The 14,685-nt window shown below is 71.4% G+C and carries 13 protein-coding genes; 7 read left to right on the top strand and 6 right to left on the bottom strand.

Features of this window, described 5'->3' with window-relative positions:
• Position 1: 1 nt before the first annotated feature.
• The 4 genes from FA740_RS09505 to FA740_RS09495 all read right to left on the bottom strand — a co-directional run bounded on the left by FA740_RS09505 (position 2) and on the right by FA740_RS09495 (position 3,560).
• Positions 2-1,048, bottom strand: coding sequence for a LacI family DNA-binding transcriptional regulator (locus FA740_RS09505; RefSeq protein ID WP_246053561.1), 1,047 nt, complete (start codon positions 1,046-1,048; stop codon positions 2-4).
• A gap of 174 nt (positions 1,049-1,222) precedes the next feature.
• A complete protein-coding gene (locus FA740_RS20060) occupies positions 1,223-1,600 on the bottom strand; it encodes a M10 family metallopeptidase C-terminal domain-containing protein (RefSeq protein WP_246053560.1) in 378 nt (125 codons plus the stop codon).
• Positions 1,546-1,959 (bottom strand): calcium-binding protein, encoded by a 414-nt coding sequence (locus FA740_RS20055; protein WP_246053559.1) that lies wholly within the window; start codon positions 1,957-1,959, stop codon positions 1,546-1,548. The genes FA740_RS20060 and FA740_RS20055 overlap by 55 nt, the downstream gene beginning before the upstream one ends.
• Positions 1,960-2,123: 164 nt before the next feature.
• Positions 2,124-3,560 (bottom strand): S8 family serine peptidase, encoded by a 1,437-nt coding sequence (locus tag FA740_RS09495; protein ID WP_169306269.1) that lies wholly within the window; start codon positions 3,558-3,560, stop codon positions 2,124-2,126.
• Between the two features lie 92 nt (positions 3,561-3,652).
• Between FA740_RS09495 and FA740_RS09485 the strand changes: the two genes are divergently transcribed.
• Together FA740_RS09485 and FA740_RS09480 are read left to right on the top strand one after the other, a co-directional pair.
• Entirely contained in the window at positions 3,653-4,144 is a 492-nt protein-coding gene (locus FA740_RS09485; RefSeq protein WP_136856535.1) for an RNA polymerase sigma factor, read from the top strand.
• A gap of 52 nt (positions 4,145-4,196) precedes the next feature.
• Positions 4,197-4,958, top strand: coding sequence for an anti-sigma factor family protein (locus FA740_RS09480; protein WP_136856534.1), 762 nt, complete (start codon positions 4,197-4,199; stop codon positions 4,956-4,958).
• A gap of 3 nt (positions 4,959-4,961) precedes the next feature.
• On the opposite strand, the gene FA740_RS09475 is transcribed toward FA740_RS09480, so the two are convergent.
• Both FA740_RS09475 and FA740_RS09470 read right to left on the bottom strand, forming a co-directional pair.
• Positions 4,962-5,630, bottom strand: coding sequence for a response regulator transcription factor (locus tag FA740_RS09475; protein WP_136856533.1), 669 nt, complete (start codon positions 5,628-5,630; stop codon positions 4,962-4,964).
• Positions 5,618-7,237: a sensor histidine kinase gene (locus tag FA740_RS09470; protein WP_136856532.1), complete on the bottom strand. Its 1,620-nt coding sequence runs from the start codon at positions 7,235-7,237 to the stop codon at positions 5,618-5,620. Before FA740_RS09470 ends, FA740_RS09475 begins: the two co-directional genes overlap by 13 nt.
• Positions 7,238-7,483: 246 nt before the next feature.
• Here FA740_RS09470 and FA740_RS09465 point away from each other — a divergent pair, with 246 nt between their 5' ends.
• From FA740_RS09465 to FA740_RS09445, 5 genes are read left to right on the top strand one after another with little or no spacing between them, the layout of a single operon-like run.
• The gene (locus tag FA740_RS09465; RefSeq protein ID WP_169306268.1) at positions 7,484-8,683 is read left to right on the top strand and encodes a glycosyltransferase family protein; all 1,200 of its coding nucleotides are present in this window, start codon (positions 7,484-7,486) and stop codon (positions 8,681-8,683) included.
• Positions 8,680-9,870, top strand: coding sequence for a glycosyltransferase family 4 protein (locus tag FA740_RS09460; protein ID WP_136856530.1), 1,191 nt, complete (start codon positions 8,680-8,682; stop codon positions 9,868-9,870). The genes FA740_RS09465 and FA740_RS09460 overlap by 4 nt, the downstream gene beginning before the upstream one ends.
• Positions 9,870-10,973 carry a glycosyltransferase family 4 protein gene (locus tag FA740_RS09455; protein ID WP_136856529.1) on the top strand — a complete coding sequence of 368 codons (1,104 nt, stop codon included), beginning with the start codon at positions 9,870-9,872 and terminating at the stop codon, positions 10,971-10,973. The genes FA740_RS09460 and FA740_RS09455 overlap by 1 nt, the downstream gene beginning before the upstream one ends.
• A complete protein-coding gene (locus FA740_RS09450; RefSeq protein ID WP_136856528.1) occupies positions 10,970-12,730 on the top strand; it encodes an ABC transporter ATP-binding protein in 1,761 nt (586 codons plus the stop codon). The genes FA740_RS09455 and FA740_RS09450 overlap by 4 nt, the downstream gene beginning before the upstream one ends.
• Positions 12,714-14,657, top strand: coding sequence for a phosphotransferase (locus FA740_RS09445; protein WP_136856527.1), 1,944 nt, complete (start codon positions 12,714-12,716; stop codon positions 14,655-14,657). The genes FA740_RS09450 and FA740_RS09445 overlap by 17 nt, the downstream gene beginning before the upstream one ends.
• Positions 14,658-14,685 lie beyond the last annotated feature (28 nt).

The raw sequence follows: 14,685 nt of genomic DNA, 5'->3' as shown, positions 1-14,685 counted from the left end.
GTCATTCCTCGCTGTTGGGGTTGCGGTGGAAAGAACGGATCGGCGGCGCAACGGAGTTCCGCGCGATCAGCGTGACATCCAGCAGCTCCTCTGACGGGGGCTTTGCGGGATCCGTGCCGTCCATGGCCAGCAGGCGCCGCAGCGCGTGGCGGCCCAGGTCGCGGACGGGTTGACGCACCGCGGTCACGGCGGGTGCGAACAGGTGCAGGGGCCCGACATCGTCGAAACCGATGACCGAGACCTGATGGGGAATGGCGACGCCCGCCTCGGCCAGCACCTCGCACAGGCCGATCAGCAGCTCGTCCGAGGTGGCAAAGATCGCGGTGGGGCGGGTGTGCGGGGCGCGGTCGACAAAACTGCGGCCCGCCGCGCGACCGGCGTCGATGGTATAGGGGCCGCGGATACGCTCGATCCGGTGGTGGGCTCCGGCGATGGCGGCCATCCCCTCGGCAAAGCCCTGATGGCGGCGCGCGCCGCTGACCATCTCATCGACACCGCCCACGAACAGGACGTGGCGATGGCCCGCCTGCGCCAGATGCTGCCCGGCCAGCCAGCCGCCCTGGCGGTTGTCGCAGAAGATCTTGGGGACATCGGCGCCCAGCACATCCTCGTCCACCACAACGCAGCGCGGCAGGCGGTTGATCTTGGCGGCCAGCTCTCGCGTGCCGGCATGGTTGGTGACAAAGATCAGCCCGTCCGCATGGCCCGTCCGCACCAGGTCCAGATAGGACAGTTCCCGGGCGGGGCTGTTCAGCGTCGCGTAAAGGGCCAGCGCCAGGCCCTGCTCGCTGGCCTCGGCCTCGACCGCGCCGACCAGCGTCGCAAAGAACGGGCTGGAGATGTCGGGCACGATCAGCGCGATCGTGTCCGACCGCCCCAGGCTGAGGCGGCGGGCATGCGGGTTGGGGGTATAATCCAGCGCCCGGATCGCCGCATCGATCAACGACGCGGTCCGCTCGGGCAGCTCCAGCGAGCCGTTCAGATAGCGCGACACCGTGGCCTTGGAGACCCCGGCAGCGGTCGCGACATCCTGCAGATTGGCCACCATTTCCCCCGGATCCGCCTGATAAAGCGGTTTAGTAAACTGGTTTATAAACCCAGACTGCCCGGTGGGATGCGGTGTGTAAACCAAAATGTCACGACGGTGCGGGCCCTGCCCCTTTCACGGGCAGACGGGCCAGGGATCGCGCCCCGGCCCGTCCGGTCTGTCGGGGGGCGTGTCCTACCAGATGAAATCTTCGGCGTTCATCTGCGACAGCCGGAAATCCTCGATCACCAGGCTGTTGGGGCCGATGTTGATCACCACGTCCGACCCCTGCTGGCTTGCAGCGGCGCGGATGTTGGAAAAGCTGTTGATCGCCGCGAACGAGGACAGGTCGATCTGATCGTCGCCATTCTCGAAATCGGTGATCCGGTCGCGCCCGCCGTTGAAGACAAAGCGGTCCGCCCCCTCGCCGCCGGTCATCAGGTCGTTGCCCGCGCCGCCGTTCAGCGTGTCATTGCCCTCGCCGCCCCGCAGGCGGTCGTTGCCGCCGCCCGCGACCATCAGGTCGTCGCCCTCTCCGCCGAACAGGATGTCATCGCCGCCGTTGGAAAACATCCGGTCATTGCCGACCCGCCCTCCATCGTGTCGCGGCCATTGCCCGCGTTCAGCGTGTCGTTGCCCTCACCGCCGACCACGCGGTTGTTGCCGGCCCCGGCAAAGACCAGATCATTGCCCTCGCCGGCAAAGATACGGTCATTGCCACCGCCGGCCCAGATGCGGTCATTGCCCGATCCGCCATGGACCAGATTGTTGCCGGCACCGGCATAGATGACGTCATTGCCCTCACCGCCATAACTGGTGTCGTTGCCGCCAAAGCCCTGAATCGTGTCATCGCCGGACCGGCCATAGATCAGGTCGGCGACGCTGGTCCCGTTAAGCCGGTTGTCGCCGTCGTTTCCGAACAGTCGTGCCATGAGATATCCTCCAGAAGGAATAGGCGCCCGGTATCAGGATGGCCCACCGGTCGACGCCGATCCCCGCGGGCCTGACGGCGTCCTGCCCTGCAGGATGCGCGTCCCCCCGATAACGCGCCAGGGACCGGCTTATTCCGTCATGCCGCAAATTTTTTCGCAGCGCCTCAGCCCGCCCCCCCGCAGGGCGGCGGCGCCTGCAGCAGCCCCGCGCCAAAGACCTCGTCGCGGCCCGGATCGCCCAGATCCTCGGTCCGTTCGGTCAGGCGGCGGGCCAGATCGGCGGCCGACAGCGCGGGCTCGGCCCGCAGCCATAGGGCCGCCGCCGCCGTCACGAAGGGCGCGGCAAAGGACGTCCCCGTCTTGGTCCGCGCCCCGCTGATCGAGGCCGCCGTCCAGACCTCGACCCCGGGCGCGGCCAGGTCGATATGCGGCCCCCGGCCCGCCCGGCGATAGATCTGGCGGCCGCGATCGACGGCGGTGACGGCCAGCACGCCGTCATAGGCGGCGGGATAGGCGGGCGCGGCACGCGGGCCCACATTGCCCGCCGCCGCCACGATCAGCACGTCGCGCGCCACCAGCAGCGCGATCTGGCGGGCCAGTTCGTCATTGGGCGGCCCGGCCAGCGACATGTTGATCAGCCGCAGATCCTGCGCGCCCAGCCAGTCCAGCGCCGCGATCAGGCTGAAGGCGTCGCTGCGCTGATCCTGGCCCTGGCGGACGAAGGCGTCGACCGCGACCAGCCGCGCGCCGGGGATCAGGCCGGGGCTGCGCGTGTCCGGCGCGCCGACCAGCAGCGCCGCGACCGCGGTGCCGTGCAGCGCATCCGACGCCGTGGCGCGCGCGCGTTCCGCCGCCGGGTCCAGGCTGTGGACGGTCAGATCGGCCTGTGCGAAGGTCGCGTGATCGGCATTGACGCCGGTATCGACCATCCCCACAGCAGGCAGCGGCCCGCACCCCGCGATCGGCTGCCAGGCGATCACCTGACGCGCCAGGCACAACCCACCCGGACAAGCGTCGGCCGGCTGCGCCGCGCCTTGGTCGGTGCGATAAAAATGGTTGAAATCGGCGCTGGTGCCCGAGGCGCGGGCCCGCACCGCCGCGCGGGCGGCGTCCAGATCCAGCGGGCCGGGCTTGCGCAGGCGCACCAGGTTCGCACCGCCGGTCAGGGCGCGCTGTTCGATCAGAACAAAGCCGTCGGTCTGCAGCTGCGCCAGATCGTCCGCGGACACGCCCCGCGCGATGATCTCATCGGCGGCACGGTCGGGCAGGGGCGCGGGGGCAGGCGCGCGGGCGGGCGCTGCACGCCGCACGGGCGCAGGGGCCGCCTGGCGGGGCGCGGCCCGACGCGGCGTCGCGCGGCGCCGGTCGTCGTCGTCGCGATCCCCCGACCGCCCCGAGAACGAGGTGCCGCCGCTGCTGCGGCCCCCGTCGCCCCGGTCGTCATCATCGTCATCGTCGTCGTCGCGGTCATCATCATCGTCGTCATCGTCGTCCGATTGGGCCATGGCCTTGGACAGCAATCCGATGCCGTCCAGGTCCAGGCGGGGCTGGGCCCCCAGGGCCAGCACGAACAGCAGGGTGAACAGGACAAGTCGTTGCATGGGTCTCTCCGCCTGACGTCAGCACTGGACAATGACGCCCCGGCCTTTCAGATATTCCCCCAGGACCGGGGCAGGCAGCAAGGTGGAACCACATGGATGCGGCATTCGGTGATGCGCTGATCCGATTGTTGCCGAACCTGCGCCGCTATGCGCTGTCGCTGTGCCGCCGCCCCGAGCTGGCCGATGACCTGGTGCAGATCACGGTCGAGCGCGCGATCACCCATCACGCAGCCCGCGACCCCGCGCAGCGGCTGGAGGCCTGGCTGTTCCGCATCCTGCGCAACGCCTTCATCGACACGACCCGCCGCCAGCGCACCGAGGGCACCGGCGTCGATGTCACCGACCACCCCGAGATCCTCTCGACCGACGACGCCCCGCTGATCGAGGCGCGGCTGATGCTGGCCGCCACGCGCAGCGCCATGACCCGCCTGTCGCCCGAGCAGGAGGAGATCCTGACCCTCGTCTGCATCGAGGGCCTCAGCTATGCCGAGGCGGCTCAGGTGCTGGACGTCCCCAAGGGCACCGTCATGAGCCGCCTGTCCCGCGCCAGGCTGGCCCTGGCCGCCCTGTTGGGAATAAACTGAGCATGCGGCACGTCAACAATGCGATCGGGGCCATCAGGCAAGGACAGGAACAGTGACGATTGACGACGAGACCCTGATGGCGCTGGCCGATGGCCAGTTGGACCCCGATCAGGCCCGCGACGTGCAGGCGCGGCTGGCCACCGACCCCGCGGCGCAGGCGCGGCTGGTGCTGTTCCGCCGGACGCGCGCCCGGCTGGAGGCGCTGCGCGACGATACCCCGCAGGCGGCACCCGGCGACGCGGCGCTGATCGCGCGCATCCGGGCGGCCACGGGCGGGGCCGCGCCCCGGCAGGGATCGACCGGCCCGGCGCCGGCAACGGCACCTCCCCGTCCGACAGCGGCCCCGGCCATGGCCCCACCGCAGACCGGGATGCGTGCGGCCAATGCCAATCGCGCGCCCTGGATGGCGCTGGCGGCAGGCTTGGGCGCGGTGGCGGTCATGGCCGGGCTGGTGCTGACCGACGGGCGCCGCGATGGGTCGCCGCTGCAGACCGCCCTGGCCCAGCTGCCCGCCGGAGAAGGGACCGTGCTGCCCGACGGCACCGACCTGACGGTTCTGGCCAGCTTTCGCATCGGCGGCGACGCGCTGTGCCGCGAGGTCGAGACGCTGCGCGACGACAGCGCACGTCTGGCGGTCCTGTGCCGCGCCGCACCCGGCCAGCCCTTCGAGGAACGCTTTGCCATGGACCTGCCCGCGGGCGACGACTATCGCCCCGCCTCGGGCGATCTGGAGGCGCTGGACGACTGGCTGACCCAGGTCGGCGCGGGCCCGGTCCTGTCCCCGCAGGAGGAGGCGCTGCTGCTGACCCCCTGACCCCTAATCGTCGTCGATCACATAGCCAAAGCCGCGCACATTGCGGATCAGCCGTTCGGCCCCGGGGCCGTCCACCTTCTTGCGCAGATAGGCGATATAGACCTCGACCAGATTGGTGTTGGGGTCGAAACTCTTGCCCCACACGCCCGCCAGGATCTCCATCCGGCTGACGATGGTGCCGCGCCGTTCGACCAGGAACCGCAGCAGCGCGAATTCCGTGGGCGTCAGGCCCAGATCGCGGCCGCCGCGTGCCGCGCTTTTCAGCGCCAGGTTCAGCGTCAGGTCGGCGATCTGGACCGCCTCCTGGCGGGAGCCGCCCCGGCGGCGCAGAGTCTCGATGCGGACCAGCAGCTCCTCGAAAGCAAAGGGCTTGGTCATATAGTCGTCGGCCCCCGACCGCAGGCCGTCCAGCTTTTCCTCCAGCGCGTCGCGGGCGGTCAGCATCAGGATCAGCTGCCCCGGATCGGCGCGGCGCAGCTGGGTGCACAGATCCGCCCCCTCGGCATCGGGCAGCATCCGGTCCAGGATCACCAGGCACCAGCGCCGCGCGTCCAGCGCAGCCTGCATCGCCGCGCCGGTCGCCACATGATGGGGGGCATAGCCCTCGACCGTCAGGCCCTGGACCAGAAAGGCCGCGATCTCGGGGTCGTCCTCGACGATCAGGATGTCCATGCCGCGCCCCCCTGCGCGCCGCCCGGGGGCAGCGTGATCTCGACCCGCGCGCCGGGTTCGGTGCGGGCGATGGCGATGGCGCCGCCATGCTGCTCCAGCAGCCAGCGCGCGATGGGCAGGCCCAGCCCCGCGCCCCCCCGCGCGCCCCGGCTGTGGCCGCGATAGAACCGCTCGAACACGCGCGCGGCCTCGTCCTCGGTGAAACCCGGGCCGCGGTCGGACACGGCCAGGCGGATCCGGCCCCCGGCCTCGTCCAGGTCCAGCGTGACGGCGGTACCATCGGGGGCGTGGCTGATCGCGTTGTCCAGCACGATGACGATGGCCTGACGCAACCGGTCGGGATCGGCGCGCAGCACGATCGGCCCCGAGGGCTGGGTGACGCTGATCGTCACGTCGCGCTGCCGCGTCAGCAGGGCGGCATCCATCATCACCTCGGCCAGCACCTCCTGCATCATGGTGTCGCGAAAGGCGAAGGCGATGGCCCCGGCCTCGGAGCGGGCCAGAAACAGGAGGTCATCGACCAGCCGCCCCATCTGCCCGCTGCGCCGGGTGATCTGGGACAGGGTCTGGCGCAGGTCGGCCACCGTCGCCTGCGGCTGGCGCAGCGCCACCTCGGCCTGGCCGCGGATGGCGGTCAGGGGGGTGCGCAGCTCGTGGCTGACATCGGCAAAGAACTGGGTGCGGGTGTCGTTCAGCCGCGTCAGGCGGGCGTTCGCGGCCTCCAGCTGGCTGGTGCGCTGGCTGAGGCTGGCGGTGCGCTCGGCCACCTGAACCATCAGCGAATCGCGGGCCGTGCGAAGATCGCCCTGCTGGCGGGCGATGGCGCGGGCCATCTGGTCGAACCGCGTGGCCAGCCGCCCCAGCTCGTCCCCGCCGGGGGCAGGGCGGGGGCGGGTCACGCGGCCCTGGCCCAGGTCGTCGACCGCGCGGGCCAGCGCCTCGATGGGCCGCGACACCAGCCGGTCCATCACCAGCGCGGCGCCTACGGCCAGTCCCGTCCCCAGCACCACCGTGCTGATCGCCAGCGCGCGCAGGAGCTCCGTCTGGCGGTCCCACCGGTCGATGGCGTCCAGCACCCGCGCCTCGTCGGCGGCGGTCGCGCTGCGCAGCAGGTCCGAGATCTCGTCGTCCAGCCCGTCCTCGACCTGCACGACATAGATGCGCCGCGCCTCCTCAATGCGGCCATCCGCCACCAGATCGGCCATGCGCGTGCCGATATCGGCCAGCCGCACCGTCCGGTCCAGGATCACCTCGATCCACTCCAGCATCTCGGCGTCGCGCTGGCGGGCGGCGTCGCTGGCGGCGGTGGCGATGTCGTCGCGCAGCTGATCGCGAACCCCCTCCAGCCGCGCCAGCAGGGTCCGCGACACCTCGGTCACCTCGCGCCGGTTGGACAGCCCGATGCTCAGCAGCTCTGAGATCTGCTCGGCCATGCGGTTGCTGTCTGAGTTCAGCTCGTTCAGCTGGCGCAGGCTTTCATAGCTGTCGGCCATGCGGCGGCGGTTGCGGTCGGTCGTCTCCAGCGCGACCAGCATGAAGGCGCAGATGACCGCCACGCAGACCGCCAGCGCACCGTGGCTGACCAGAAGCTTGTTGCGGATCTTCATGCCCGTTCCTCTTGCGGCTGGTCACAGGATAGGCGGATCGCCGCGACCCGCCATGCCCGATCGGCCTGTCTCGTAAACTTCTAATTTGAAGGACGGCCCTGCCGTCTCCACGTCGATCGCATGCGACAGACGTGCTTGCAAAGCATTCCGTCAGACCTTTTTGCGCCTGCCCGCGGCCCTTGCGGGAATAAAACCGACGGCCCCGCCGTCACCCCCCAATGCGACCTGCACCAAGGAGACCAGACGATGACCGACATGCCCGCTGACATCATCCGCCAGAAACGGGTCGTGCTGTATTCGCACGATACGCTTGGGTTCGGCCATCTGCGGCGCAACATGCTGCTGGCCGGGGCGCTCAAGCGGATGGACCCCGCGCCCGATGTGCTGATGATCGCGGGCATGGCCGAGGCCGGGGCCTTCACGCTGCCGCCGGGCGTCGACGTGCTGACCCTGCCCGCCTATGGCAAGCGTGCCGACGGCAGCTATCACGCCCGCAGCCTGGGGCTGGAGCTGAAGGACCTGGCGCGGCTGCGGTCCGACATCATCCGCGGCGCGCTCAAGGCCTATGACCCCGACCTGGTGATCGTGGACAACGTGCCGCGCGGCGCGCAGTCGGAACTGGACCGCCCCCTGGCCGCGCTGCGCCAGCGGGGCCGGGCGCGGATCGTTCTGGGCCTGCGCGACGTGATCGACGCCCCCGAAACGGTGCGCGCGCAATGGCTCAAGCGGCGCAACTTCGCCGCCATCCGCGACTGGTTCGACGAGATCTGGGTCTATGGCGACCCGAATTTCTTTGACCTGATCGAGGAATACGCCTTTGGCGATGCCTTTGCCGCCAAGGCGCATTTCCTGGGCTATCTGGACCAGCGCAAGCGGCTGGACGGGATGGCCGCGACCGATCTGCCGGATCAGCCCTATATCCTCTGCGCGGTGGGCGGAGGCCGCGACGGCGCGGCGCTGTGCCGGGCCTTTGCCGGGGCCACCCTGCCCGCGGGCCATCGGGGCATCATCCTGACCGGCACGCAGATGCCCGCCGCCGCCCGCGCCCAGTTGGAGGCCAGCATCGCCGCCCGCCCCGACATGGAGATCGTCGATTTCCTGGCCGAGCCGCTGCCCCTGATGCAGGGCGCCGCGCGGATCATCGCCATGGGCGGCTATAACACCGTGACCGAGGCGCTGTCGCTGCGCCGCCCCACGCTGATCGTGCCGCGCACCCGGCCCCGGCTGGAGCAGCTGCTGCGGGCCGAACGCCTGTCGGCCAAGGGCGCGATCGGCATGATCCTGCCCGACCACCTGACGCCTGACCGGCTGACCGCCTGGATGGCCGGGCCGCCGCCCTGCGCGGGCATGGGTCAGGACATGCTGGACATGGGCGGTCTGGACCGCATGCAGGCCCGCGCCCGCATGCTGCTGGCCGAACCCGCACCGCTGGAGGCCGTCGCATGAGCATCGGTTACGTCCTCAAACGCTATCCGCGCTTTTCCGAAACCTTCGTCGTGAACGAGATCCTGGCCCATGAGGCCGCGGGCCGGTCGGTCCAGATCTTTGCCCTGCGCTCGGTCGAGGAGACGCATTTCCAGAACATCATCTCGCGCGTGCGGGCCCCCGTCACCCGCATCCCCGACCGCATCAAGGGCATCGACGAGGGCTGGCCCCAGCTGGCCGCCGCCCAGGCCATCCCCGGCGCATGGGCGCGGCTGGCCGATTTCCCCGAAGCCTCGGGCCGCGACATCCTGCAGGGCATCCGCCTGGCGCTGGAGTGCCGCGACCGCGGCGTCACGCATCTGCACGCCCATTTCGGCACCGTCGCCTCGACGGTCGCGCGGATCGCGGCGCGGCTGGCCGAGATTCCCTGGTCCATGACGCTGCACGCCAAGGACATCTTCATGGATTACGCCGAGAACCGGAATCTGGCCCTCAAGATCGCCGAAGCGCCCGCCACCGTCACCGTATCCGACTTCAACCGCCGCTATCTGGAGGACCGCTTTGGCCATCCGGTCACGCGCATCTTCAACGGGCTGGACCTTGAGGGCTTTCCCTGGACCGCGCCGCCCCCCGACGCGACCGAGATCGTGGCAGTGGGGCGCCTGGTCGAAAAGAAGGGCTTTCACATCCTGGTCGAGGCGCTGCGCATGCTGCAGGCCGAAGGGCGCCCGGTCCGCGCCCGCATCATCGGCGGCGGCGACATGCAGGCCGAACTGTCGGCCCAGATCGCCGATGCGGGGCTGACCGGCGTGACGCTGGCAGGCCCCCTGCCCCAGGATGCGGTGATCGCCGCCATGCGGGGCGCGGCGGTCCTGGCCTGCCCCTGTGTGGTGGGCGATGACGGCAACCGCGACGGCATGCCGACCGTCCTGCTGGAGGCGATGGCGCTTGGCTGTCCGGTCGTGGCGACGCCGGTCACGGGCATCCCCGAACTGGTGGACGGCACCACCGGCCTGCTGGCCGATGAGGGCTGCGCGGCCAGCCTGGCGCAGGCTATGGCGCGGCTGCTGGACGACCCCGACCTGCGCGCGCACCAGTCCCGCGCCGCCCGCGCCCGGATCGAGGCCGATTACGACGTCACCCGCAGCGCCGCCGCCCTGCGTACCATCTTTGACCGCTTGGCGGCCCCGGTGCGGGGGGCCGCGTGATGCGCGTGGCCTATGTCTCGATGGACCCCGGCATCCCGGTCTTTGGCACCAAGGGCGCCTCGATCCATGTCCAGGCGATGCTGCGCGCCTTTCTGGCGATGGGGGCCGATGTCACGCTGATCTCTCCGCGCATCGCGGGGGACGCGGTCCTGCCGGTGCGCACCGTCGCCCTGCCCATGGCCGAAGGCTGCCGCACCACCGCGCTGCTAGCCGCCAACGACACCCTGGCCGCGACCCTGGCCGCCGAGGGGCCGTTCGACCTGATCTATGAACGCCACGCGCTTTACGCCCATGCGGCGATGGATCACGCGGCGGCCTTTGGCATTCCCTCGGTGCTGGAGATCAACGCCCCCCTGATCGAGGAACAGTCCCGCCACCGCAGCCTGTCCCACCCCGATGAGGCCGCCCGCACCACCCGCGCCAGCCTGCAGGCGGCGGGCGCGGTCGTGGCGGTCAGCCCCGCGGTCGCCGATTACGCCCGTGCCCACGGTGCGGCGCGGGTCGCGGTCATCCCCAATGCCATTGACGCGGACCGCCAGGCGCTGCCGCATGTGCCCGGCCCCTTCACCGTGGGGTTCCTGGGCTCGCTGCGGCCCTGGCATGACATCGGCGTGTTGCTGGACGCGATGGCGCTGCTGCAGGCGCGGATGCCCGCGCATCTGCTGATCATCGGCGACGGCCCCGACCGCGACCGCCTGGCCCCGCGCCTGACCGCCATCGGGGCCGAGGTGACGGGCATGGTCCCCCATGCCGACCTGCCGCGCCATCTGGCCCGGCTGGATGTGGGCGTGGCCCCCTTTTCGGCGACGCAGCCCTTCTATTTCTCTCCGCTCAAGCTCTTCGACTATATGGGCGCGGCGCTGCCCATCGTGGCCAGCCGCGTGGGCGACATGGAGGCGCTGCTGGACCACGGCCGCCTTGGCCTGACCGTTCCGCCCGACGACCCTGCGGCCCTGGCTGATGCGCTGGACCGCCTGGCCGGGGACGCCGCCCTGCGCGACACTCTGGGCCGCGCGGCGCGGGCGCATGTCATGGCGCATCACACCTGGGACCGCGTGGCGGCGCAGGTGCTGGATCTGGCCGGATTGCGGGTGCCGGCATGACCGGGCTGATGCGCCGCTTCCGCCCCTACATGCGCGGCGAGGGGTTGGTCCTGACCGGCGGCATGACCGCGCTGATCGCCGCCACCGCCATGAAGCTGCTGGAGCCCTGGCCGCTGAAATTCGTCGTCGACAGCGTGCTGCGCGTCGAACAGCCGACCGACGCGGCCACCGTCATCGCGCTGTGTGCCGCAGCCCTGATCGCCATCACGGCGGCGCGGGCGCTGTTCCAGTTCCTGGCCACGACGGTGTTTTCGCTGGTCGGCGGGCGCATCCTGACGCGGGTGCGCGCGGCGCTGTTCGATCATGTCCAGCGCCTCTCGGCCGATTTCCACGAGAAATCGCGCGCGGGCGACATCACCCTGCGCCTGGTGGGCGATGTCGGCATGCTCAAGGACACGGCGGTCACCGCGACGCTGCCGCTGCTGGGCAATATCCTGGTGCTGACCGGGATGATCGGCGTGATGCTGTGGCTGGACTGGCGGCTGGCGCTGGTCGCGCTGGTGCCGCTGCCGCTTCTGTGGTGGGCCACGCGGCGGGTCAGCGCCCGCATCGGCCAGGCCAGCCGCGCCCAACGCAAGCGCGAGGGCGCTATCGCCGCCACCGCCGGAGAGGCCCTGTCGGGCATGCGCGCCATCCAGGCCCTGGGGCTGGAGGGGTCGGTCAACCGCATGTTCGCGGGCGCCAATGACCGCAGCCTGACCGACGGCGTGCGCGCCGGTCGTCTGTCCGCCGCGCTGGAGCGGATGGTGGACGCGATGGTCGGCATCGCCACGGCGGCGATCCTGTGGTTCGGGGCGCATGCAGTCATCTCGGGGCGGCTGACGCCCGGTGAGATGCTGGTCTTTCTGACCTATCTGAAGAACACCTTCCGCCCGGTGCGCGAATACGCCAAATATTCGGGCCGCCTGGCCAAGGCCGCGGCGGCGGGCGACCGGGTGTTCGACCTGCTGGACCAGGTGCCCACCGTCCGCGACCGCCCCGGCGCGGTGGCGGCCCCGGCCTTTCAGGGCACGGTGCGGTTCCACGACGTGGGCTTTGCCTATGGCGGCGGCGCGCCGGTCCTGTCGGGGCTGGACCTGACCATCCCCGCCGACCAGCGCGTCGCCGTCACCGGCCCGTCCGGCATCGGCAAATCGACGCTGCTGACGCTGCTGCTGCGGCTGCGCGACCCGGTCACGGGGTCGATCACCATCGACGGCACCGATATCGGCGCGGTCACACTGGCTTCGCTGCGCGGGCAGATCAGCTTTGTCGCGCAGGAGCCGCTGCTGTTTTCCACGACCATCGCGGAAAACATCGCCCTGGGCGCAGGCGACGTCACCCGCACCCGGATCGAGGAGGCCGCCCGCCTGGCCGATGCGCATGGCTTTATCGCGGCGCTGCCGCAGGGCTATGACACGCTGGTGGCCGAACGGGGCGCGAATTTCTCGGCCGGGCAGCGGCAGCGGCTGGCCATCGCCCGGGCGGCCCTGCGCCCCGCGCCCTTGCTGCTGCTGGACGAGCCGACCGCCGGTCTGGACAGCACCAGCGAGGATGCCGTCGCCCGCGCCATCGACGCGCTGTCGCAGGGGCGCACCACGCTGATGGTGACGCATAACCTGTCGCTGGCCGCGCGGATGGACCGGATTATCCTGCTGTCCGATGGCCAGCTGGCCGAGGACGGCACCCACGACACGCTGCTGGCCCAGGGCGGACGCTATGCCGCGATGTGGCGGCTGCAACAGGGACGGGGGGTGCGCGATGCTGCAGCCGGCTGACCGCGCCATCGTCAACCGCGACCCGGCCCTGCCGGGGCTGGCGCTGCTGCTGGACGCGCAGGCGGTGGCGGCCCTGCTGGGCGCGCCGGTCGATCCGGTGCATCTGCGCTACAAGCCCGGGACCAGCTGCATGGCGACCTTTCGGATGGGTGCGGCCTTTGTCACCCTGCGCGCCCTGACCCGCGCGCGGTTCGATGACGACCGCCCCAGCCCCCGCCGCGCCGCCCTGCAACGACGGCTGCCCGATCACGCCGTCATCATCCAGCCGCCCCAGGCCGACCGCCGCATCACCGCCCTGCGCAAGGGCGCCGTGCCCGACGATGCCGTGGCGCTGCGCTTCAAGCCCGAACGGCGGCTGGTCCTGCGCCGGGGCGACACGATGATCAAGGCGATGTCCCCCGCCACCTGGGACCGCGCCCTGCGGGGCGCGCAGTTCGGCGCAGGCCATGGCGGGCCGCAGGTCCTGGCGCTGGACGCCCGCCGCCACCTGATCACCACCGCCTGGCTGCCCGGCCACAGCGCCGAAGCCGCCCCCGCCCCGGTCCACGCCCGCATCGGCGCAGCCCTGGCCGCCCTGCATCGCGGCACCGCCGACCTGCCGCCGCGCGCGCCCTTTGCCCCGCCCGCCGCCCTGGACGACCTGGCCGTGCTGGCCCCCGACCTGTCGGAGCGCATCAACCGGCTGCGCGACGCGCTGATGCTGCTGCACCCTCAGGGGCCGCTGGTCCCCAGCCATGGCGATTTCAGCGCCGATCAGGTGATGATCGCGCCCGACGGCACCCTGTCCATCGTCGATTGGGACGAGGCCGGGCTGGCCCCCGCCGCCCACGACCTGGGCACCTATCTGGCGCGGCTGGACCACGACACGCTGACCGGCACGCCGACCCAAGACCGCGCGCAGGCGCTGCTGGAAGGCTATGGCCCGCCCCCGCCCGACCTGGCCGCCCATCACGCGACGGCGCTGGCGGCCCTGGCGACCGAGGGGTTCCGCACCCGCCGCCCCGACTGGCCCGACCTGGCCCGCCGCCTGCTGGACCGCGCGCTGCAGATCGTGCCGCAGACCGACCCCGTCACGGCCGCCGCCGACCCGGCGCTGATGACGCGCCTGAGCGGGCAGCCCATCGCCCATGCCGCCCTGATCCGCCACAAGCCGGGGCGCCGCGCACTGTTTCGCTATGACGACCGGCTGATCGGCAAGATGCGCGTCAAGGGCCGCGACCGGCGCACGCCCGGGCTGCATGACCGCCTGCGCGCGGCGGGTCTGGACGGCACGGGCGACACGGGCGTTCCGGCGCAGCGCGGTCGCGTCGATGCGCTGAACCTATGGCTGCAGGACATCGCGCCCGGCCAGTTGCTGACCGGGCTGATCGCGCCGGACGGACCCACCGCGCCGCTGGCCGCGACGGGCCGTGCGCTGGCCCGCCTGCACGCGGCGGGCGTCCCCGCCGACCGCGACTGGAGCATGGCGGATGAGGTCGCCGTCATGGACCGCGCGCTGGACACCCCCGACGCGCGGGCGCTGGCCCACCATCTGGGCCGCGCGGCGCTGGCCCTGCCGCCGGGGCCGGTCTGTGGCATCCATCGCGACTTCTACCCCGATCAGGTGCTGATCGACGGCGCCCGGGTCTGGCTGCTGGACCTGGACCTCTATGCCAGGGGCGATCCGGCCATCGACCTGGGCAACATGCTGGCCCATCTGGACGAATACGCGCTGCGCCGGGGATGGGACTGCGCCGCGCTGGACCCCCAGGCCGCGGCTTTCCTGGCCGGATACGCGACCCTGTGCCCGCTGCCCGCGCATGTGCCCCTGATGCGCGCCGTATCCCTGGCCCGCCATATCGCCATCGCGCGCCGCTTTGACGACCGCCGCCACGTGCCGCCGCTGATCCTGCACCAGCTGGCCCGGATGGGCATGGTGCCCGCCTGACCGGGACCCGGGCATGGTCAGCGCGGAA

Origin of the sequence: Paracoccus hibiscisoli (assembly GCF_005048265.1) — a bacterium.
Lineage (GTDB): Bacteria > Pseudomonadota > Alphaproteobacteria > Rhodobacterales > Rhodobacteraceae > Paracoccus > Paracoccus hibiscisoli.
This window is presented reverse-complemented; position numbering and strand designations above follow the sequence as displayed.

Excerpts from the sequence above, each read along its gene's own strand:
- FA740_RS09470 (WP_136856532.1), bottom strand. The coding sequence starts at position 7,237 with ATGAAGATCCGCAACAAGCTTCTGGTCAGCCACGGTGCGCTGGCGGTC.
- FA740_RS09505 (WP_246053561.1), bottom strand. The coding sequence starts at position 1,048 with ATGGTGGCCAATCTGCAGGATGTCGCGACCGCTGCCGGGGTCTCCAAG.
- FA740_RS20055 (WP_246053559.1), bottom strand. The coding sequence starts at position 1,959 with ATGGCACGACTGTTCGGAAACGACGGCGACAACCGGCTTAACGGGACC.
- FA740_RS09455 (WP_136856529.1), top strand. The coding sequence starts at position 9,870 with ATGCGCGTGGCCTATGTCTCGATGGACCCCGGCATCCCGGTCTTTGGC.
- FA740_RS09465 (WP_169306268.1), top strand. The coding sequence starts at position 7,484 with ATGACCGACATGCCCGCTGACATCATCCGCCAGAAACGGGTCGTGCTG.
- FA740_RS20060 (WP_246053560.1), bottom strand. The coding sequence starts at position 1,600 with ATGTTTTCCAACGGCGGCGATGACATCCTGTTCGGCGGAGAGGGCGAC.
- FA740_RS09495 (WP_169306269.1), bottom strand. The coding sequence starts at position 3,560 with ATGCAACGACTTGTCCTGTTCACCCTGCTGTTCGTGCTGGCCCTGGGG.
- FA740_RS09450 (WP_136856528.1), top strand. The coding sequence starts at position 10,970 with ATGACCGGGCTGATGCGCCGCTTCCGCCCCTACATGCGCGGCGAGGGG.
- FA740_RS09485 (WP_136856535.1), top strand. The coding sequence starts at position 3,653 with ATGGATGCGGCATTCGGTGATGCGCTGATCCGATTGTTGCCGAACCTG.
- FA740_RS09445 (WP_136856527.1), top strand. The coding sequence starts at position 12,714 with ATGCTGCAGCCGGCTGACCGCGCCATCGTCAACCGCGACCCGGCCCTG.
- FA740_RS09475 (WP_136856533.1), bottom strand. The coding sequence starts at position 5,630 with ATGGACATCCTGATCGTCGAGGACGACCCCGAGATCGCGGCCTTTCTG.
- FA740_RS09460 (WP_136856530.1), top strand. The coding sequence starts at position 8,680 with ATGAGCATCGGTTACGTCCTCAAACGCTATCCGCGCTTTTCCGAAACC.